General features: G+C 52.0%; 24 protein-coding genes and 1 other annotated feature. Of the genes, 2 read left to right on the forward strand and 22 right to left on the reverse strand.

The features are described from left to right. Positions 1–101: 101 nt before the first annotated feature. The 5 genes from AC27IT_RS18315 to glmU form a co-directional block, all read right to left on the reverse strand. The gene (locus AC27IT_RS18315; RefSeq protein WP_007776375.1) at positions 102–332 is read right to left on the reverse strand and encodes an anti-sigma-F factor Fin; all 231 of its coding nucleotides are present in this window, start codon (positions 330–332) and stop codon (positions 102–104) included. A gap of 106 nt (positions 333–438) precedes the next feature. Next, positions 439–1008 (reverse strand): aminoacyl-tRNA hydrolase, encoded by a 570-nt coding sequence (pth, locus tag AC27IT_RS18320; RefSeq protein WP_005828653.1) that lies wholly within the window; start codon positions 1006–1008, stop codon positions 439–441. A gap of 112 nt (positions 1009–1120) precedes the next feature. Then, positions 1121–1726 carry a 50S ribosomal protein L25 gene (locus tag AC27IT_RS18325; RefSeq protein ID WP_005828654.1) on the reverse strand — a complete coding sequence of 202 codons (606 nt, stop codon included), beginning with the start codon at positions 1724–1726 and terminating at the stop codon, positions 1121–1123. A gap of 91 nt (positions 1727–1817) precedes the next feature. Further along, a complete protein-coding gene (locus AC27IT_RS18330; protein WP_005828656.1) occupies positions 1818–2768 on the reverse strand; it encodes a ribose-phosphate diphosphokinase in 951 nt (316 codons plus the stop codon). 22 nt (positions 2769–2790) lie between these two features. Further along, positions 2791–4176 carry a bifunctional UDP-N-acetylglucosamine diphosphorylase/glucosamine-1-phosphate N-acetyltransferase GlmU gene (gene glmU, locus AC27IT_RS18335; protein ID WP_005828658.1) on the reverse strand — a complete coding sequence of 462 codons (1386 nt, stop codon included), beginning with the start codon at positions 4174–4176 and terminating at the stop codon, positions 2791–2793. Positions 4177–4371: 195 nt separating this feature from the next. On the opposite strand from glmU, the gene AC27IT_RS18340 reads away from it, so the two are divergent. Then, a complete protein-coding gene (locus tag AC27IT_RS18340) occupies positions 4372–5382 on the forward strand; it encodes a CobW family GTP-binding protein (protein WP_005828660.1) in 1011 nt (336 codons plus the stop codon). Positions 5383–5439: 57 nt separating this feature from the next. Here AC27IT_RS18340 and spoVG read toward each other — a convergent pair whose 3' ends face one another. The 11 genes from spoVG to metG form a co-directional block, all read right to left on the reverse strand. Then, entirely contained in the window at positions 5440–5727 is a 288-nt protein-coding gene (gene spoVG, locus AC27IT_RS18345; protein WP_005828662.1) for a septation regulator SpoVG, read from the reverse strand. Positions 5728–5953: 226 nt separating this feature from the next. Further along, complete coding sequence (locus AC27IT_RS18350; protein WP_005828663.1) at positions 5954–6337, reverse strand: RidA family protein; 384 nt, start codon at positions 6335–6337, stop codon at positions 5954–5956. Between the two features lie 6 nt (positions 6338–6343). Further along, positions 6344–7177: a pur operon repressor gene (gene purR / locus AC27IT_RS18355; protein WP_007776362.1), complete on the reverse strand. Its 834-nt coding sequence runs from the start codon at positions 7175–7177 to the stop codon at positions 6344–6346. Positions 7178–7232: 55 nt separating this feature from the next. Next, the gene (ispE, locus tag AC27IT_RS18360; protein ID WP_025848795.1) at positions 7233–8111 is read right to left on the reverse strand and encodes a 4-(cytidine 5'-diphospho)-2-C-methyl-D-erythritol kinase; all 879 of its coding nucleotides are present in this window, start codon (positions 8109–8111) and stop codon (positions 7233–7235) included. Between the two features lie 233 nt (positions 8112–8344). After that, positions 8345–8524, reverse strand: a complete 180-nt coding sequence (locus AC27IT_RS18365) for a small, acid-soluble spore protein, alpha/beta type (RefSeq protein ID WP_005830483.1) — start codon at positions 8522–8524, stop codon at positions 8345–8347. A gap of 119 nt (positions 8525–8643) precedes the next feature. Then, positions 8644–8916 (reverse strand): biofilm formation stimulator Veg, encoded by a 273-nt coding sequence (gene veg, locus AC27IT_RS18370; RefSeq protein WP_005830485.1) that lies wholly within the window; start codon positions 8914–8916, stop codon positions 8644–8646. 289 nt (positions 8917–9205) lie between these two features. Further along, the gene (gene rsmA / locus AC27IT_RS18375) at positions 9206–10102 is read right to left on the reverse strand and encodes a 16S rRNA (adenine(1518)-N(6)/adenine(1519)-N(6))-dimethyltransferase RsmA (RefSeq protein WP_005830486.1); all 897 of its coding nucleotides are present in this window, start codon (positions 10100–10102) and stop codon (positions 9206–9208) included. 3 nt (positions 10103–10105) lie between these two features. After that, positions 10106–10654, reverse strand: a complete 549-nt coding sequence (rnmV, locus tag AC27IT_RS18380) for a ribonuclease M5 (protein ID WP_025848799.1) — start codon at positions 10652–10654, stop codon at positions 10106–10108. Between the two features lie 177 nt (positions 10655–10831). After that, complete coding sequence (locus tag AC27IT_RS18385; protein WP_005830489.1) at positions 10832–11929, reverse strand: resuscitation-promoting factor; 1098 nt, start codon at positions 11927–11929, stop codon at positions 10832–10834. A gap of 368 nt (positions 11930–12297) precedes the next feature. After that, positions 12298–13068 (reverse strand): TatD family hydrolase, encoded by a 771-nt coding sequence (locus AC27IT_RS18390; protein WP_005830491.1) that lies wholly within the window; start codon positions 13066–13068, stop codon positions 12298–12300. 27 nt (positions 13069–13095) lie between these two features. Next, complete coding sequence (metG, locus tag AC27IT_RS18395; protein WP_025848803.1) at positions 13096–15120, reverse strand: methionine--tRNA ligase; 2025 nt, start codon at positions 15118–15120, stop codon at positions 13096–13098. A 53-nt stretch (positions 15121–15173) separates the two neighbouring features. Beyond that, positions 15174–15429, reverse strand: a binding site (T-box leader). Positions 15430–15854: 425 nt separating this feature from the next. On the opposite strand from metG, the gene AC27IT_RS18400 reads away from it, so the two are divergent. Next, the gene (locus tag AC27IT_RS18400; protein ID WP_007776347.1) at positions 15855–16106 is read left to right on the forward strand and encodes an AbrB/MazE/SpoVT family DNA-binding domain-containing protein; all 252 of its coding nucleotides are present in this window, start codon (positions 15855–15857) and stop codon (positions 16104–16106) included. 153 nt (positions 16107–16259) lie between these two features. Here AC27IT_RS18400 and rsmI read toward each other — a convergent pair whose 3' ends face one another. The 6 genes from rsmI to holB all read right to left on the reverse strand — a co-directional run bounded on the left by rsmI (position 16260) and on the right by holB (position 20459). Beyond that, positions 16260–17150: a 16S rRNA (cytidine(1402)-2'-O)-methyltransferase gene (rsmI, locus tag AC27IT_RS18405; protein ID WP_005830496.1), complete on the reverse strand. Its 891-nt coding sequence runs from the start codon at positions 17148–17150 to the stop codon at positions 16260–16262. After that, positions 17147–17446, reverse strand: coding sequence for a GIY-YIG nuclease family protein (locus AC27IT_RS18410; protein WP_005830497.1), 300 nt, complete (start codon positions 17444–17446; stop codon positions 17147–17149). The genes rsmI and AC27IT_RS18410 overlap by 4 nt, the downstream gene beginning before the upstream one ends. Then, a complete protein-coding gene (locus AC27IT_RS18415) occupies positions 17397–18164 on the reverse strand; it encodes a tRNA1(Val) (adenine(37)-N6)-methyltransferase (protein ID WP_005830499.1) in 768 nt (255 codons plus the stop codon). The genes AC27IT_RS18410 and AC27IT_RS18415 overlap by 50 nt, the downstream gene beginning before the upstream one ends. Positions 18165–18259: 95 nt before the next feature. Next, positions 18260–18631, reverse strand: coding sequence for a DNA replication initiation control protein YabA (yabA, locus tag AC27IT_RS18420; RefSeq protein WP_005830500.1), 372 nt, complete (start codon positions 18629–18631; stop codon positions 18260–18262). Positions 18632–18659: 28 nt separating this feature from the next. Beyond that, entirely contained in the window at positions 18660–19475 is an 816-nt protein-coding gene (locus AC27IT_RS18425) for a PSP1 domain-containing protein (protein ID WP_005830502.1), read from the reverse strand. A gap of 3 nt (positions 19476–19478) precedes the next feature. After that, positions 19479–20459, reverse strand: coding sequence for a DNA polymerase III subunit delta' (gene holB / locus AC27IT_RS18430; RefSeq protein ID WP_026556972.1), 981 nt, complete (start codon positions 20457–20459; stop codon positions 19479–19481). Positions 20460–20469 lie beyond the last annotated feature (10 nt).

Raw genomic sequence — 20469 nt, forward strand, 5'->3', positions numbered from 1 at the left:
CGTGCGATTTTTGCCGCAGGTCGACCATGCGAAAAGAAGCCTTAGCTCCCCAAGCTAAGGCCTTGTCAGTGCAAGCCTTCCTAACGAGTATCCACTCCTGTTTATTGAAGTGGATTTCCGACTAGCGAAAGCTCTGGATGCTGAATCAGCGCTTCACGGCAGTAGTCGCACGTGATGCTGACGACCGTATCTCCACTTTGTTCTCTCGATATTATAAGAGCACGTTCCTCCGGGGTCAAGAAATCAAACCCGAGCCGCGCTTCTGTCACCTGCGATTCGTCAAATTCCGCGATCTTCATGCCGCAGCAACGACACGTGTAGCGTATGCTCATGTATATGCCACCCCCATACCTTTCATATCGCTTAGTATGGTCGGTTGGGTGGAAAATCATACTAGCGCAATACATCCGCGCCATCCTGGCTGCTGCAACGCCCCGCTTATTTTTGCAAGCTGTTGAAATGGTTCATGACCTTGATAAAAGGCTCTCTTGTCCACATGGCCGCCGCATCGGCAGCATGCCCCACCGCTTCCTGAATCTGCGGTCTTTCCGCCGCTGGGAACGACTGGAGCACGTAATCACTCACGCTTCGCCCCGGCTCCGGACGCCCGATCCCGACTTTGATGCGCTTAAATTCCTGTGTTCCCAAATGCTGAATCATCGACTTGATGCCGTTGTGGCCGCCTGCGCTGCCTTTTTCCCGCAAGCGCAACTGCCCCGTTGGCAGGTCGAGGTCATCGAAAATGACGACCAGCTCATCTGGAGTCAGCTTGTAAAACTTCAGGACTTCAGCGACTGATTCCCCGGAAAGATTCATGTACGTCTGCGGTTTGACGAGCAGCACCTTTTCGCCTTCCACCCTGCCTTCTCCGACAAGCGCGCGAAACTTGTTTTGCGCAACGGGAATGCCCCATTTGTCGCTAATCTTATCTATGGCCATAAAGCCCGCATTATGTCTTGTGTCTTCATATTTTTTGCCTGGATTGCCCAATCCGATGATTACTTTCACGTTCATTCCCTCCTACTCTCTCCCCCATTGTACTAGAATGGTATCGCGAACAAAAGAAAAAGGACCCGGCAGTAAAATACCCGGACCCTTTCGCCGTGATTCGACTTTTGCCTTATTCGGTAGCTGCCGCTTTTTCTGCTACAGCCTCAGCCTCTTGCTCGGCTTCGATGGACTCTTCGGACTTGGCTTTCACTGGCAGGACGCTAATCAGCACTTCCGTAGGCTCAACCAAAAGCTCTACGCCCGCCGGAACTTCCAGATCCGCTGCCAGTACGACGTCTCCAATGTTGAAGCCGTCGACATTCACCAAAAAAGACTCCGGGATGTTGCCAGGCAAGCAGTGGACGTCGACGTTGTGGCGCACGAGCGTCGCTACGCCAAGCTCCGGGTCGCCTGTCATGAGCACAGGCACAGAGGTGTGTATTTTTTCATTCATATTGATCTTCTTGAAATCAGCGTGCAAAATATTGCCCATGACTGGATGACGCTGCAATTCGTTCACCATCACATCATGAGTGGTCCCATCCACAACCAGTCGGAACGGCTTGTTTGTCGTCTGCTGACGCAGGGCGGCATCCAGCTCACGGCCATTGATTTGAATCGACTGACTGGTCACGTCACTTCCGTACACAACACCTGGCACCCAGCCTTCTCGACGCAGCATCCTCACAGAATTGCCTGTCGTCTGATTTCGTACTTGAGCCTGAATCGCTTCCACAAAAAAACCTCCTTGGGCCGCTAGTAAAAGTTTCCTTTCTAGCTTGTCCAAAGGAGGTTTATTTCAATCCCCCAAAAAGGGGATGCTTGCCTTAATCGAACAGCTTGCTGACAGACAGCTCTTCGTGTACGCGAATGATCGCTTCGCCAATGATCGGCGCCACGGACAGAACGGTGATTTTGTCAATCAGTTGCTCTTTGGTGAGCGGAATCGAGTTGGTGACGATCAGCTCTTTGATCTTCGAGTTGGCAATCCGCTCAATCGCAGGACCAGACAGCACCGGATGCGTGCAACATGCGTAAACTTCACGCGCACCTGCTTCCACGAGCGCATTGGCTGCCAGCGTGATCGTTCCCGCTGTATCAATGATATCGTCAATAATGATCGCTGTCTTGCCTTCGATGTTACCGACAATGTTCATGACTTCCGCTACGTTTGGTTCAGGACGGCGCTTGTCGATAATGGCAATCGGCGCTTCCAGACGTTCGGCCAGCTTGCGGGCACGCGTAACCCCGCCGTGGTCAGGCGACACTACGACGATATCCTTCAAGCCTTTTTCGGAGAAGTGTTTGCCCAAAATCGGCACACCCAGCAGATGATCGACAGGGATGTCGAAGAATCCCTGAATTTGCGTCGCATGCAGATCCATGGTAATCACGCGCTGCGCTCCTGCGGTTTCGATCAGGTTGGCAACCAGTTTCGCCGTGATCGGGTCGCGTGCGCGCGCCTTGCGATCTTGTCGGGCATAGCCGTAGTAAGGGATGACAACGTTGATGCTTTTTGCGGAAGCGCGTTTCAATGCGTCGACCATTACCAAAAGCTCCATCAAATGCTCATTAACGGGAGCAGACGTTGGCTGAATAACAAATACGTCACAACCGCGAACGCTTTCGTTCAATTTAATTTGGCACTCGCCATCACTAAAACGCACAGCTTGCGCGTTACCGAGCGGCACGCCGATGTGTTCAGCGATTTCTTTTGCCAATTCAGGGTTTGCGTTGCACGTAAATACCTTCAGTTTGGGGTCGCGGTAATTAGCCATGATCTTCTCTTAGAACCTCCCGTTATGATTGCTTTTTGCCCTTGCGAGGCATTCTGCTAGCGTAATCTGGTTTATTCACTTGACGCTCGCGTGCGATCGCAAGCGCATTGTCTGGCACATCCTGATTAATGGTCGAGCCTGCTGCTACATACGCATTTTGTCCAACGGTAACCGGAGCTACCAGATTGGTGTTGCAGCCGATGAACGCCCCGTCCTGGACGGTCGTTTTATGCTTGACGGCCCCGTCGTAGTTGACGGTAATCGTTCCACAGCCGATGTTCACACCATCGCCAATCTCCGCGTCACCAATATAGCTGAGGTGAGGTACTTTTGAGCCTTCGCCGATTTTGGCGTTTTTCAACTCGACGAAGTCTCCGATCTTGGCTTTGCGGCCGATCTGTGTTCCCGGACGAATATAGGCAAATGGCCCAACGGTTGATTCCGCTTCCACACTTGCCTCTACCATGACCGCATAAGAAATGGTAACGCCAGAGCCAACCTGCACATCCGTCAAGTCAGCCTGCGGCCCAATCACGCAATCGGCACCAATGGTTGTCCGCCCGCGCAGAATCGTTCCCGGTTGGATTACCGTATCTGCCTCGATGACAACATCGGCTTCAATATACGTAGAGGCCGGGTCAATAATGGTGACTCCATTGCGCATATGTCTGGTGGCAATCCGCTTCCGCATGTACGCTTCCGCTTCCGATAGCTGCACACGATCATTGACGCCCATCGTCTCGTCAGGGTCAACGGCTTCGTACGCCACTACCTTTTCGCCTGCCTCTCGCAAAATGCCGACAACGTCTGTGACATAGTATTCGCCTTGCGCGTTGTCATTTTTCACTTCCGCCAAGGCTTTCCATAATTTGCGATTGTCATAACAGTATATGCCTGTGTTAATTTCGCGGACCGCCCGTTCCGCTTCGGTCGCATCCTTATGTTCCACGATTCGCAATACTTCGCCCGCCTCGTTGCGCACGATGCGCCCGTAGCCTGTCGGATCGGGGAGCACGGCGGTCAATACAGTCGCAGCCGCTTGCTGCTCTTCGTGATAGGTCAGCAAGGCGGACAACGTCTGTGCAGACAAGAGAGGGACGTCTCCGTACAAAAGAAACGTAGTGCCTTCTTTATCTTGTAAAAACGGCGCTGCCTGCGAAACGGCATGTGCCGTTCCCAACTGTTCTTCTTGCAGTGCGTAAGTGACGCCCTCGCCTAGTTTGGCGCGGACCGCGTCAGCACCATGACCTACGACGACAACGATGTCCTCAACCTGCATGGAGCCAAGCGTATCCACAACATGCTGGACCATTGGCTTCCCGCAAACAGGGTGCAGGACCTTGTACAGCTTCGATTTCATCCGCGTACCCTGACCAGCGGCCAGAACCACGGCATGGATCTTAGACATGTCAACCCTCCATCGTAGAAGTTCCACAATGACTATATCTTAATCATATGTGGATTTCAAGACAATCGATGCAGGATTATCGCCGTTTCCCTGACATTGCCCGAAAGTTGTTCATCTAACAGACAACATTTAATAATCTGATAAAAAATGATATATTGATGGGCGAAAGAGGTTTTGAAAAGGAGGCAGGAAGGAATGCCAGCAGATGTCTACTTGCTGACCGGATATTTGGGCAGCGGAAAAACGACCCTTTTGCAAAAATGGCTGACTCATCTACGCGTCCAGAACGAAAACGTAGTCGTCCTGATGAATGAGATGGGCGAGGAAGATATCGACGGCGAACAGTTGCAAGGCTTTGGTTTCCCTGTCAAAAAGCTGCTCGACGGCTGCATATGCTGCTCGATCAAAGGGGAGCTGACAGAAGGCTTGCGCGAAATTTTGAACTCGTTGCAGCCGGATCGCATCCTGATCGAAACGACGGGAGTCGCAGACCCGATCGACGTGATCGACACGCTGACCCATCCGGAGCTGTACGATCGCATCGAGCTGAAGGGCACGATCAGCGTCGTGGACGCGTCCCGCTTTTTGGACCTCAACTCGCGCTTTTCCTCCACAGGCTCGCTGGTCAAAACGGTACGCAACCAGGTGAAGTACGCCGACCTCATTCTCCTGAACAAAACGGATATGGTCAGCGATGAACAGCTCCAGCGCGTCAAACAGAAGCTCATCGAGCTGAACCCGCAGGCGCCGATCCACACAGCCGTTCAGGCGAATATCGACCTCAACCGGCTGCAATCGCTCAAGCGATTCGAGCATGTGCGCGATGCCGAAGCAGTACCCACTGTTCCTGTGCAAAAAACAATCGGCCGCATGTCGACCATGGACAGGCTCAAACAATCGCTCGGCCTGAAAACAAGCACGCCTTCCCTGTACAATAGTATTGAAACTTTTTCCTACACCTTCACAGGTCCAGTAGACGAGAAAAAATTCGAGGACTTCCTCTACGATCTGCCCAAAAACGTGTATCGGGCAAAGGGGTACGTGCTCTTCCACGGAAAAAAAGAACTGATCTCCTTCCAGCACACGGACAATCAGGTACTGTTCTTTCCATTTGAGAACTTCGGGCCGAAAATGGTCGCCGTGTTTATTGGGGAAGGAATGGATCAGGAGGAAATAAAAAACAATTTATCCAAATGTTACGCCTAACCAGACGCCGAAGCACCCTGCCAGTAATGACAGGGTGCTTTTGTATGGGGGTACTATTTACGCACCCGCTTCGATCGTGCTCTCTTCTTCTTGACCCACGCGTTCATACTCGGTCAAGACAGCAGCTTGGATCTTTTCACGGGTAGTCGAAGAAATCGGATGGGCGATATCGCGGAATTCTCCGTCAGGTGTACGTTTGCTCGGCATTGCAACAAACATACCGTTGTTTCCGTCAATGACACGGATATCATGAACCACGAACTCATGGTCAATTGTAATGGATGCAATCGCTTTCATCCTACCATCCGTATTCACTCGGCGCAGTCTTACGTCTGTAACTTCCATCTAGTTCACTCCCTTTATCTATGAAACGCGTTTAGGAGTATTTCCACCCTCTGGGTAAATATTCCTGCTGATGTTATGCAATTTTTAAAAAAATATATAAATATGTTCATAACATCACCGCTTTACACATGCTTCTTCGTATTACTAATGGTATATCCAACGCAAAAACAGCCTGACGCAACTGCATCAGGCCGTTTCATGCTTCATTGATTGGACCGGGTTATGTTTACGCCTCGATATAAGCGACGATTTCGATCTCGACCTTTACGTCGCGCGGCAGGCGTGCCACTTCTACGGTGGAGCGAGCTGGCTTGTGGTCGCCAAAATATTGGCCGTACACTTCGTTCAACTGCGCAAAGTCGTTCATGTCCTTGATGAAAACAGTCGCCTTCACCACGTTGGAGAGGGTTCCTCCTGCTTCCGCCAGGACGGCTTGGATATTGGAAAATACTTGGTGGGTTTGTTCCACGATGTCGCCTTCTACCAGAGTGCCGTCTGCACGCAGCGGAATTTGACCGGATGCAAACAGAAACGGACCAACTTTTGCAGCCTGGCTGTACGGGCCGATTGCTGCCGGAGCTTTGTCAGTTGAAACAAAAGAGATTGCCATTCTTATCTACTCCCCTCTATTTTCAAAAAAACTGCCTAGCTCAATTTCAATCTGCTTGCCCTTGAAGTCGACATCCTGCAGCTTGGCAAGAGACACGTATTCATCAATCAAACGCTCGGAAACATCTGCGGTCGTCTCTACCAGCACTCCGCAGCCTACGACAGTCGCCCGGAACTCCTGGAGCAGATCAATCATGCCGCGCAGCGTGCCGCCCGCCTTCATGAAGTCGTCCACGATCAGGACGCGGGACTGCTCGGCCAATCCGCGGCGAGCAAGAGACATCGTCTGAATCCGCTTGCTCGAACCTGATACGTAATTGATGCTAACCACAGAACCTTCCGTTACTTTGTTGTCACGACGCACGATGACAACGGGCACGTTCAAAAACATGGCGGTCGCATAAGCGAGCGGAATCCCCTTCGTCTCCACCGTCATGACGACATCGACGTTTTTGTCCGCATAAGCGGTGGCAAACAGCTTGCCGATCTTCGCCATAGTCGCTGGATTGCCGAGAATGTCGGACATGTACAAATATCCGCCTGGCAAAAGTCTTTCCGGATTGGCCAATTGCTCGATCAGTTCGCGCATGAAGTGAAGAGCCTCTTCCGTTTTTACCTGGGGAATATACTTCACTCCGCCTGCCGCTCCCGCCACCGTTTTCAACAAGCCGACACCCTGAACCTCAAACGCTTCCTTGATGATCGACAGGTCTTCACTGATGGATGATTTCGCCGCGCCGTACTGTTCCGCAAACAGAGTGAGAGGAGTCAGCGTATGGGGATGGGCGAGCAAGTGCTGCGTCATGTCTACCAGACGTGCACTTCTGCGCAATTTCTTCATGGCTCTTCCTCCAAAACCGAATATTATGCTGCTAATGTATCATTTTTATACGTGTTCATGCAAGTATTTCCCCTTCTTGGGAGCCTAACATTCGGACAACAAACACATCTTTGACAAATCCTCTGAGCGCATTGTAGATCCGATGCACTTTCGCTTCCTTTTGCACAAGGGCAAATACTGTCGGTCCGCTGCCGGACATCAATACTCCGTCGGCTCCGGAAGCGATCATCAGCTCCTTGATTTGCCGCACTTGCGGATAGAGCGAGAGCGTTACGTTTTCCAGCACGTTTCCGAGCGACTGGCACATCAGGGAAAAATCTTGCTCGGAAACAGCCCGGAGCATTTGTTTTGTATCGGGATGATTGTCGATTTTGTCGACACGCAAGTTTCCATATACATCAGGAGTGGACACGCCGATTGGCGGCTTCGCCAGGATGACCCAGCAAGGAGCGGGCGTTTCCAGATGCGTGATTTGCTCGCCGCGCCCTTTTGCCAGCGCGGTTCCTCCATAGACGCAAAAAGGGACGTCAGAACCGATTTCTGCGCCGATTTCCGCAAGCTCGTCCACGGTCAAGCCGAGATTCCACAACTGGTTCAAACCGCGCAGCGTCGCTGCCGCATCACTGCTGCCGCCCGCCAGTCCGGCTGCGACCGGGATCTGTTTGTCGATATACAATCGTACGCCTTGGCGCACTTGATAGCGTTCTTTTAAAAGCACTGCCGCTTTATAAGCATGATTGCGGATATCATCCGGTACGAAGCTGGCAGAGCAGTCCAGCGTAATCTCACCATCTTCGCGCAGAGTCAGGTCTACACGATCTGCCAAGTCGACGGTAGTCATCACCATTTCTACTTCGTGATAACCGTCCGGCCGTTTGGCAAGCACATCGAGGGTCAGGTTGATTTTGGCCGGAGCTTTGACCGAGATACGCACGTTGTTCACCTCTGCCTACTTTACTAAATTTCCTAGTCTCTTATTGTAGCATAGCCAATCTCTCTCCTGCCACTTGAACCCCCCAAAAAGAACAGGATCGAGATCATTATGGTTATTTCGAAAATTCAGCAGTGTTTTCGGCAGCAAAAAAGCCGGGAAGCCCCGGCCCTGTCAACGAGTCTGTATGGTATTCTCCGTGAGATTGGATGTGTCCGCCTGCGTCCAACACCGGGCTATGACCGTCTTGCGGCCAGCGCCTCTTCAGCAAGCTGTACAGCCCGCTTCACCATGTTTCCCGCGTCACGCGTCGTGATGCCTCCCCAACCTTCTGCTTGTACCTTGTCGTAAAAGCCAAGCTCCTTGGCGAGTTCCATCTTGAACTGCTCCGACATCATTCCTCGTCTGCGACCCATAGCATCCTCCCTTCCCGTTGACAGGTATAGTGTGCTCCAAGTCCAGACTTTTCATCTTGTCACCCAAATATTTACAACCTTTTGATAGCAAAAATAAAACAGTAGAACCCAAAAGGGCTCTACTGTTGTACAAATGTGATGCGGATGTGCTCGTTTTCGCGGCACACCGTCAACTCTACTGTTTCCGTCAAGATGTCAGCGTAGCTGTAAGAGACCCGCTCAAAGAGTTGATCGTCATCAAGCTTTACCACAAACACAGATGGGTATGTTTCTTCGAGGATGCCACTTCGTTCGACGGTTTTTCGGCGACCTCCATTGGCTTTCAGAAGGATGCGCTCACCAATGTGCCCGTCTAAACTGCGTTTAATGTCAAGTAACGCGTTTCTTGCCATTGTTCCATCCACCTCGCTTACATCTATTATAACAGCTCACATATATTTTGTCAAAGAAATAAAAAATTATAGCAACCCTGTAGATATTTTGTCAACGGGGTTTTTTTCATAAAAAAAGTAGATATTTGTCACCACTTCTGCATAGTATGTGCAGGCTTTTGCAAAACCTTGCTCCCGCAACGCTTTCCGGTGATAGCTTGCCCGCTGCGAAGCTTTTTTTTACGCCAAAATCGACAAAAAAACCTCCGTTTTTGGCTTTTTCAGTACAAAAACGGAGGCCAAGTTTGTCTTATTGCCCAATCAGGCCGCGCCGCAAGCCTTCGTTGGCTAGGCGGGCGAACTCTTCGATGCTGAGGGTTTCGCCGCGTCTGGTCGGTTCGATGCCGATGTCGGCGAGCATCTGTATTACTTCATCCTTTTGTGTTTTGAGAAACAGACCGTTCATCAGGTTGTTCAACAACGTTTTCCGGCGCTGGGCGAACGAGCTGCGCACCACGCGGAAAAACACGTCCTGGTCGTCCACATCGACAGGCGGACGATCTCTGACCTTGAGCCGGATCACCGCAGAATCGACGTTCGGACGAGGAATAAACACACTGGCCGGGACGATCATCGCGACTTCTGTTTCCGCATAAAACTGCGCCGCTACCGAGAGAGAGCCGTAGTCTTTCGTTCCGGGCTTGGCCGCGATTCTCTCAGCCACTTCCTTTTGGATCATCACGACGATGTTCTCAAGCGGCAGCCTTTCTTCCAGGAGCTTCATCAAAATCGGCGTCGTCACATAATAGGGCAGATTGGCTACGACGCTCAGCTTCTCTACCCCGGAGAGCTTCTCGGCAATCAGCGCTTTCAGATCAAGCTCCAGCACGTCTCCATGCACGACTTCGATATTTTCATAGGGCGACAGCGTATCCTGCAAAATAGGCAGAAGCCGCTGGTCAATCTCAATCGCCATGACCTTGCCTGCTGCTCGTCCCAATTGCTCGGTCAAAGCGCCGATGCCTGGCCCGATTTCGATTGCGCCTTTGTCCTTCGTCAGATCGGCTTCGGCGACAATGTTATGCAAAATGTTGGTGTCCACCAAGAAGTTTTGTCCCAGGCTCTTTTTAAAGGAGAAGCCGTACTTCTCCAAAATTTCCTTCGTTCGCGTAGGTGTGGCAATATCCTTGCCTGTTGCTTGCGTCATCGCTTACTCCCTCTCTTTGTTGATGGCTTCTATCGCCGCCTCAAATTCCGCGCGACTGATCTGAAAGGCATTGAGCCGTTGCAGCATTTGCTTGGCGTTGGCGTATCCGATGCCCAATGCTTCGCCCAGCTTGATTCTCCGCTCCTTGGCGTCGCCGCCTGACGTCAATCCGTTTTTCAGAAGATCGTCAGCCGTAATCTCCCCGACCGTTTCCGCCATCTCTGTGCGGACTTCCGAGAGCGCGCGAACAATCACGTCAGGAGAAGCGTTCTCTACCCCGATATCGCCCTTTTTCGTGCCGTCCTCTTGCGTGATAAAGGCGTGCTTGCAGCCCGGCACCGATCGGCTGATAATTTTGCGGATGCGCTCCCCCTGGTAATCCGGGTCGGTAAAAATAATGACGCCGCGCTTTTGCTGTGCCAGCCGGATTTTTTCGATCGTTCTGGCGTGGATGGCAGAGCCGCCTGTCTCAATCGTGTCCGCGTTAACTGCCCGCTTGATCGCAGCGGTATCGTCTCTCCCCTCCACCACAATCACTTCTTTTATCTTCATCATGTACTCCCACTTTCGTACGATGTCGCTTTTGGTCATAGTGTTCCAAAAAAATCAGGCAAAAAGCCCTTGTTTCGCGAAACGTTTCTGCGCTTTGAACCGTCTAACTATCAAACAGCTTATCACGACTATTCCCAAAACGCCAAAGACAAAAGACAGGAGCTGTTCGCCCCTGTCTTACGGTTTCTGCGGCCCGATTATATAGACGGTTTTGTTGCGCTTGCGGCCAAATTGAACAGCCTCTGCCTCCGTGCTTACAAACACGTCAATTTTGCCGCCACGCATCGCTCCGCCCGTGTCTTCTGCCCGGCGATACCCAACGCCCTCGATGTAAACCCACCAGCCATACGGAATCACTTTTGGATCTACAGCGATGGTATGACCTGCCTTGGCCTTCACGCCCGTCGCCGTGCGGCCGTAGCCTGGCGAGCTAGGGTGTTTGCCTCCCCCCGCAGGAGAATAGGCGGTCAAGGTAACCCCGTTCAGTACTTTTTTCGGCCTAAATACTTTTCCACCACGCGAGACCATACCCGTTGCTGAAGCGACCAAGACCCGTTGCGACGGATCGTTGTTTTGCAGCGCAGGAACTGCCGTTCCCACCGCCACGATCTGGTCTTTCTTCGGCACAAGCACGTCTCTTGTCACCAGTTCACGGGAGACCTCCTTCCCGTCTTCCATAACCAGCTTGTAGTGTGCAATAGCCTTACCCTCTTGCCCGTTTTGCAATACACGGGACTTGCCTTTCTCTAACGCTGGATCGTTTTTGCGTATTTCCTGGAAAGTAACTCGCTCCTCGACTTTTACCATCTGCTCGACGACGCGCTTGATCGTGATTGTCGAGTCTTTGGTCAGCGAGGCGCTCAAGGCCGGCTCCACCCGGTCCTTTTCACCTAGCGCAATGCCGCTGTCCTTCAACGCGCCAGCAACATCGCGGCTAAGTGTCTGTATCGTTTTTGTCTGCCCGTCAACCTGGACCGGAATGGACCAGGCTGTATGTAAAGTAATCATTGCTCCGTCTGATAGCTTCGTCTCAGGTGTTGGTTGAAGGGAATCCTTTTCCGTTACCGTAATGTTTCGCTCGGTCAAGAACTGCTCAACGGTACTCGCTTTGGTAGCTACCGTCTGGCTTTCTCCGTCCAACGAAAAAGTGACCTGTTTTGGCTGGGTAGCCTGGGCAGAGAAATAGCCAATCATGGGAATGAGAACAAGAGAGAGGACGCCAAAAAGAACAAGTCCCCGATTCTTATACCTTTCCCATATCGCGCGTAACTCCATTTCCCACACTCCTTTTCCTAGAAAAGCACGAGGCTTCTCCTGTCTAGCCAGGTAAGGGTCGATGTAATTGCACTAATATTCTGGAAGTGGCCAGTACTTAGCAAGGTCGGCTTTGATTGTATGTCACTTTCCCGGCTTTGTCAAATTTACCCTCCCTTGGCCGAAGCGATAATGCTAACAGACTAGCAAAAAACAGATGGCGAATGGTAGCAGATTCCTGTCGAGGAGCCGTGTCGGATGGACAATAATCGTTCGACACATTGTTCAAGGTATGCGCCACCAAAAACGAGTAGAACAACAAGATCGAGGAACAAAAAAACGGGAAATCACGTGATATGTCGTGATTTCCCGTTTTTGCTTGCCGTTTTTTACGGCTGAAGGCGGAACAAACGCCTTGCGTTTTCCGTAGTGATTTGGGCCATTTCTTCGTAAGACAGACCGCGAATGTTCGCCATTTCCTCGCAAACGTAGCGCACGTAGCCACTCTCATTTCGCTTGCCGCGGAACGGGTGCGGGGTGAGGTACGGGCAGTCTGTTTCTATCAACAGCTTGTCGAGCGGTACTTTTGCCGCTACTTCTTTTGGCTGCTTCGCGTTTTTGAAAGTCAGCGGGCCGCCGAACGAGATGTAAAAATTCATGTCCAGCGCCTGCTTCGCTGTCTCCCAGCTACCCGAGAAGCAGTGCATGATTCCCCCGACTTCTGCTGCCTTCTCTTCTTTGAGGATCGTCAAAACATCCTGGTGAGCGTCCCGGTTGTGGATGATGATCGGCATGTCGAGTTTTCGCGCCAGACGAATCTGCTTGCGGAACACTTCGGCCTGCACGTCTTTTGGCGACGTATCCCAGTAGTAGTCGAGGCCCATTTCGCCCAGCCCCACTACTTTCGGATCACGACTCAGCTCCTCGATCCATTCCAGATGCTCGTCTGTCATATCTTTTGCGTCCTGAGGGTGCCATCCTACGACTGCGTAAATAAAATCATAGGTTTTCGCCAGCTCCATGCAGGTCGGGATGGTTTCCGCGTTAAACCCGATGTTCACGATCGTGCTGACGCCGTTTTCCCGCGCGCGGGCAATGACCTCCTCGCGATCCTCGTCGAATTCCTTCGCGTTCAGATGCGCGTGCGTTTCGAATAGCAAAATAGGTCCTTCCTTTCCTAGCCCTCGTTACTTCACAATCGCTCCGTTTGGCATGCTCGGATCGACTGTCGCCAGCGTCAGTTGGTCGCCTGCGGATGCTGCCAGGATCATGCCCTGCGACAGCTCGCCACGCAGCTTGACTGGCTTCAGATTGGCGACGAGGATTACTTTTTTGCCGACCATTTCTTCCGGAGTGTAGTATTTGGCGATACCGGAGACAACCTGGCGCTTCTCATAGCCGAGATCGAGCTGCAAAATCAGCAGCTTGTCGGCATTCGGATGCTTCGCGCACTCCACTACTTGCGCGACGCGCAGCTCTACTTTGCCAAAGTCGTCAATGCCGATCTCTTCTTTGGCATCCGCTGGTTTTTCTGTCACTTCAGCTTGGTTGGCAGTCGTTTCGTTCACAGGTGCTTCCCCTTTCAATGCGTCTTGCTTTTTCTTGTTTTCCTCTGCTTGGCGGCGCGCTTCTGCTGTCGATTCGTCGATGAAGGCCAGCTCAGCCTGCACGTCCAGGCGCGGGAACAGCAGCTCTTTGCGGCTGACAGTGCTTCCGGCAGGCAATCCGCCCCAGACGCCGGCAGATTCCCAGCTTGTTGCCTGCTCGTTGCCCAGGATTCCGAGTTGGTCCCAGATTTTCGCCGGAGCTTTGGTCATGAACGGCTGAATCAAAATGGAGGTGATGCGGATGCTCTCCGCAAGATTGTACATGACCGTTGCCAGACGTCCCTTGGTTTCTTCCGATTTTGCCAGATTCCACGGCATCGTTTCGTCGATGTATTTGTTGGTGCGTCCTACCAGCTCCCAGATGTGGGCAAGCGCGTTGGAGAAACGCATTTCTTCCATATGCTCCTCGACCAGCGCCTTTGTTTTCATCGCCAGGCCGATCAGGCTGTCATCCGGCTCTCCGGCATCTTGTGCGGCTGGCACGATGCCATCGAAATATTTTTCGATCATCGTAGTGGTACGGCTCAGCAGGTTGCCGATGTCGTTTGCCAGATCGTAGTTCAGACGCTGGATAAACGATTCCGGTGTGAAAATGCCATCCTGGCCGAAGTTGATCTCGCGCAGCAGGAAGTAGCGCACGCCATCGGAGCCATAGCGATCAATCAGCAGCTTCGGATCAATGACGTTGCCTTTGGATTTGGACATTTTTCCGTCCGGCATCAGCAGCCAGCCATGACCGAAAACTTGTTTTGGCAGCGGCACATCGAGCGCCATCAGCAAAATCGGCCAGTAGATCGTATGGAAGCGCAAAATGTCTTTTCCCACCATATGCACATTCGCAGGCCAGAAACGGCGGTATTTGCTGTCGTCGTCAGACAAGTAGCCGAGCGCGGAAATGTAGTTGGTCAACGCGTCGATCCAGACGTAAATGACGTGCTCAGGATCGCTCGGCACTTTGATCCCCCAGTCAAACGTGCTGCGGGATACGGACAAATCCTGGAGGCCCGGCTTGAGGAAGTTGTTAATCATCTCGTTGCGGCGGCTCTCCGGTTGGATGAAGTCAGGGTTCGCCTCGATGTGCGCGAGCAATCTGTCCTGGTATTTGGACAAGCGGAAGAAGTAGTTTTTCTCCTTCACTTTTTTCACTTCGCGGCCGCAATCCGGGCAAATGTAGCCTTTGTCGGTCTTACATTGTGTCTCGGTCCAGAAAGCCTCGTCCGGCACACAGTAGTATCCCTCATACTCGCCCAAGTAAATGTCGCCCTGATCGAGCAGACGCTGGAACACTTTTTGCACGACTTCCTTATGACGCGGCTGCGTGGTGCGGATGAAATCGTCGTAGGAGATGTCCAGTTTTTGCCACAGGTCGCGAATCCAGTCAACAACCGGATCGATGAACTCCAGCGGCTGTTTGCCGTCTTCGGCTGCGCGCTCCTGAAGCTTTTGTCCATGCTCGTCCGTACCTGTCAGGTAGTAGACGTCATAGCCGCGCAAACGTTTGTAGCGCGCCAGAGCATCACAAGCAATTGTCGTGTAGGCATTGCCGATGTGCAGCTTGTTGCTTGGATAGTAAATCGGTGTGGTGATGTAATATGTTGGTTTCATGCAACCTAGCCCCTCCTGATAACGTTTAGAAAAATAGAAAAGCCCACCCCAAAAATTGGGGCGAGCTCTAACTCGCGGTACCACCCAAATGCTCCGTTCCCCTCGCGGACAACGGACTTGGTGAGTCTGAAACAGACTCTGCCCGTAACGTGGGCCGACGTCACAAACTACTGGGCACGGTCATTTCCGTGGCTGTTCATCTGCAAGACTCTGGGGCCATGTTCAGCCTGCTCGCTTATGCCGGTTTTCAGCTACCCCGGCTCTCTGGGATAAGGAGGATCGGCTTACTCTTCCCATCATAGTCGTTTTGCTATCAATTCCCTCATTTACCCTCTATTGTACACGACCGACTTGTTTTGTAAACATCCAGGAGGGCCGAACGGCTACGATTTATTTTATACATGACAGGAAAAGGCAAAAAAGAGAAGACAAGGCTTTTTTGTCGAATGGGCGCGGCTTTATTCGACATAAAGTGACCGATTCGACACGCATTTCTCCCAGTTAATTTTATCCATAAAATTTTCCATACCGTTTCCACTTTTCTACGAAACGCTGATATATCAGCTTTCCTGTTTTCAAAAAAAACTTTGCTTTTCAAAGATTTGTCAAAATGATGTTGACACCTTTGGGAATCGCTGGTATGATAATCCCAACAGATAATGTCGAATATTGACGATTAATGATGAGCGTTTACCAATACATCGACATATGAAGACTTGAGAGGAGAATTTACTATGATGAAATCAACAGGGATTGTTCGTAAAGTAGATGAACTGGGTCGTGTCGTTATTCCGATCGAATTGCGCCGCACACTGGGCATCGCGGAAAAAGACGCTTTGGAAATTTACGTAGATGGCGAGCGCATCATCCTGAAAAAATACGAGCCTGCTTGCATCTTCTGTGGAAACGCTGATAAAGTATCTCATTTTAAAGGTAAAATCGTGTGCCAGGATTGCCTGACCGAGATGCCTGTTGTTAAACGCTAAACACTCATTTCCATACGTACTTGATTTACATACGATATGCCTTCGCAAAGGGACAAGCTTCGCGGAGGCTATTTGTACTGCCTGCGTCGCTGCTGCGCTGGTTGATCGGACGAAAAGAAAAAGCCGACCCGTTCGGTCAGCTTCCTGCTCATCTTACTCGTCTTCCTGGTCGCGGTGGTATTCGTTGTAGACGTCGCGCTTGGGCAAACCGCGATCGTCTGCCGCCTGTTTGATCGCCTCTTTTTTGCTCAAGCCTTGCTCGCAGTAATGCTCGACATGCTGGACAATGCTCAACTGCTGCCACCAGATGTTTTCCTCGTCTGCTTCAGCAGCGGTTGTGCCTGTAAAGCCTTCGACAATCACGCAAAACTCGCCGCGCACTTCGCCATTGCCCAGCCATTCCAGCAGCTCATCAAAAGTGCCGCGCACGAACTCTTCGTAGCGCTTGGTCAGCTCGCGCGCCAGCACGGCCCGCCGATTCCCCCACGCTTCCCGCATGGCCGCAATCGTCTTCTCGATGCGGTGCGGCGCTTCATAAAAAATCAGCGTCTCCGGGTAGCGCTTGAGTCGTTCCAGCTCTTCGCGCCGCTCCTTGTTTTCCCGGCCGATAAAGCCGCAAAAGACAAAGCGGTCTGTCGGCAGCCCCGAAGCGATCAACGCCGTCAGCCCTGCGTTGGCTCCTGGCACCGGAACGACAGGGTATCCGGCAGCGACCGCATCGCGCACGAGATCAGCGCCCGGATCGGATATCGCCGGAAGTCCGGCGTCGCTCACCAGCGCGATCTGTTTTCCTTCGGCCAGCCATTGCAGCAGCCCCTGACCGCTCGCTTCCTTATTATGTTCGTGATAGCTCACGGTGCGCTTTTCGATTTGAAAATGGTTCAACAGCTTCCTTGTTTGACGCGTATCCTCGCAGGCAATCACATCAACCGCCCGCAGCGTTTCCAGGCAACGGACCGTCATATCATCGAGATTGCCGATTGGCGTAGCGACCAGATACAGGACACCTGTTTCTTCCTGCGCAAAGCTGCGCTGTATATTCATCGCGGCGTCCCTCCAATCAACTGTTCTTTTTGCTTGCGATTCAGCCGTTTGATTCCTTCCTCGCGCTTCAAGCCCCACGAACGGTCAGGCCCTTCTTCCCAAAAGACAAGCGCAAGCGGCCCGCGCCCTCTGGTGTATTTCGCCCCTTTGCCTTCATTGTGCATCGCCAGGCGGCGCAGCAACTCCGTCGTATAGCCGGTGTACAAGGAGCCGTCCGCGCAGGCGAGAATGTAGACAAAATGGCTTTTATGCGAGGGAATCTCGTCTGCCGAAGTAAATTTCTTGCAGTTCTTCACAGTATTCCTCACCATTCTCATAGACAATCAGCGGCGGCTGAATCCTCAGCTCCGGCTTGCCACCCCTGATTCCTTCGATCAGCACCATATTCGGCTCGGCTTCCTTGCGCGGGTAAACCAGACGCATCCGCTTCGGCTCGATTCCGTACTGGCGCATCAAGGAAATAATGTCGATCAACCGCGTCGAGCGGTGAACGAGAGCAAGCTTGCCGCCGTTTTTCAACAACTGGCTGCCCACGCGAATGACGTCTTCCAGCGAGAGCAAAATCTCATGACGGGCGATTGCAAAATGCTCGCTTACATTTTTCTCCCCGCTCGTCGCAGGCATATAAGGCGGATTGCACGTAATCAGATCGAATTTCCCGTGCCCGAAAAGCGATACCGCGTCCTTGACATCTCCGTGGTGCATCTCGATCCGCTCCGTCAGTCCGTTGAGCGTCACGTTGCGGCTCGCCATGTCGAACAGCCGCTGCTGAATTTCGATGCCATCAAAACGCGCTTCCGGTGTGCGCGTGGTCATGATAAGCGGGATCGCTCCGTTGCCCGTGCACATGTCGAGCACTCTCCCGCGCTTGGGAACGGACGCAAACCGCGCCAGCAGCACGGCGTCCATCGAAAAACAGAACACCTCGTGGCTCTGGATAATTTTCATTTCGTGAGTCAATAAATCGTCAATGCGCTCCGCATCATAGAGCGGCACGTTAATGACTGGTTCCATCCTTTGTTCCCTACTCCTTTTTTCCTTGTCTTGGAAAAAGCGACCTGACACGTGGCACAGGTCGCTTTCTCCATGTGGTGATCGCTCGTCACCTTTTATTTTTGAGGTCCTCCGCTCAAAAACGAGAGACAGAACAGACAATCCCCTTCTTTGCGCAGACTGCCGAAATGCACGTTGCAGATGTGAAACCCTTCTGCATACAGGCGGGCAAGGTTGTCGTACCCTTCCCCGACCACGGCTTTTTTCGCTTTCTCCTTGGCGACAGGGTTTGCTCCCTTTTGTTTTGCCGGAGAGCCAGTCTTTTTCTTTTCCAGTCGGTTGCGAAGATGCTGGTTTTCAACGAGTAATTGGGCGTTTTCCTCCATCAAAACGACGATGACGTCTTTCAACTCACCGATCTCTTTGTACAGGTCCCCAATTCGTTCTTCAATGCTCGCCATCTTGACGAAGATTTCCCGTTTGTCCACTAGCTCACCTCTCCCCTACCCCCACACTTTATTCATAGGTGGGGAGCCCTATCGCAATCTCATCTAAACCAAACTCTGTGATGCGTTTGTCGATCGAAAGCTCCACCTGAACGGACTGATCCAGTACGTTAACGGAAACGACTCGTCCATTTCCCATCGGGGTAGTGACCATTTTGCCGACATCCGGCATTTCATCACGCGTGCTTTCGTAGTTGTCATTCTCGTATTTTAAACAGCACATCAACCGACCGCACAGACCGGAGATTTTTGCTGGATTCAACGAAAGGTTTTGATCCTTGGCCATTTTAATCGAAACAGGCTCGAAATCGCCGAGGAAAGTCGAACAGCAAAGCAGCCTGCCACAGGGGCCAATGCCGCCCAGCATCTTCGCTTCGTCACGCACGCCAATCTGACGCAGCTCAATGCGAGTGCGGAACACGGAAGCGAGGTCTTTTACCAGCTCGCGGAAATCAACCCTGCCGTCCGCGGTAAAATAAAAAATGATCTTGTTGCGGTCAAATGTGTACTCCACATCGACCAGCTTCATATCGAGCTTGTGCTCCTTGATCTTCGTCTGGCACACGGCAAAGGCATTCTTGGCAGCTTGCTTGTTTTCATCAACCTGCTTTGCGTCTTTTTCGTCAGCCATACGAATGACCTTTTTGAGCGGTAACACCACATCGGACTCAGCGACTTCTTTTTTGCCGATGACGACCTTGCCATATTCGACCCCTCTCGCCGTTTCGACGATTACGGTGCAATCTTTCTCTATCGGCAGTCGGTCAGGGTCGAAGTAATATATTTTGCCCGCTTTTTTAAAACGGACCCCAACAACCTCATACAAGGGTTATCCCTCCTGGAATTGAAGAACCAACCGCTCAAGAGCCAACTGTGCGTTGGCGTTTCGCTCTATCCGATTTTTCGTATCCATGACCAAATCTATCCCATGCAAGAGCTCAGCTTTTGTCCATACCAGTGCTTGTCCTTGCAGCACATCCTGTTGGTCGCTGTTAATGAGATGGGCATGCCTGCCTACTTGCACATACAGGATATCGCGCAGCCAAAGGATGAGCAAATCTAAAAAGAGGGGTAGTTCCTCTTTGATTTTGTCGCTCTTTTGCAACATATCATGGATGGTGAAGAGCGCAGACGAATTACGCTGTTTGCACTCATGGCTCAATTGTATCACTAGATTTCTTAGCTGTGCAAACGATTCTGATTGGCTGAGTGCCTTGGCCTCTTCCACATTTGTCGTAATGTGGGAGGCAACCTGCGCCATCCCGGCTGTAATGCCGTCTGCCCGGAGTTGTTCGGCGATCGCTTCGGCAGAAAGTGGCGAGAATTGAACGATTTGGCATCGGGATAAAATCGTCGGGAGGATCGAGTGGCTGTGTTCCGTCAACAGCAAGGCAAGCACGCCAGCGGGCGGCTCCTCCAAAAACTTCAGCAGGCTGTTGGAGGCCTGGGTCGTCATTTTGTCGACGTGTTCAACGATGTACACCTTGTGCCCGGACTCTACCGCACGCATCGCCATTTCTTTTTGCAGCGCGCGAATCTGGTCGATTTTTATTGAGGCCCCGTCCGGTGTAATAAACAGCACATCGGGGTGGTTTCCCCCTTCAATCCGCCTGCATGTAACACAGGCCCCGCAGGCGTCCGCTTCCCTTTCCGGACAAAAAAGGGACTTCGCCAGATGCAGGGCCATCTGCTTTTTGCCTGCTCCCTTCGGACCGGCGAGCAAATAAGCGTGCGCCAGTCTGTTGTTGAGCAGGCTATGGTACAGCAGCTCCGAAGCGCGTGGCTGCTGGGAAAAACGGGTCCATGTCATAATGGTTTCA

This window comes from Brevibacillus sp. YAE8 (assembly GCF_057543335.1).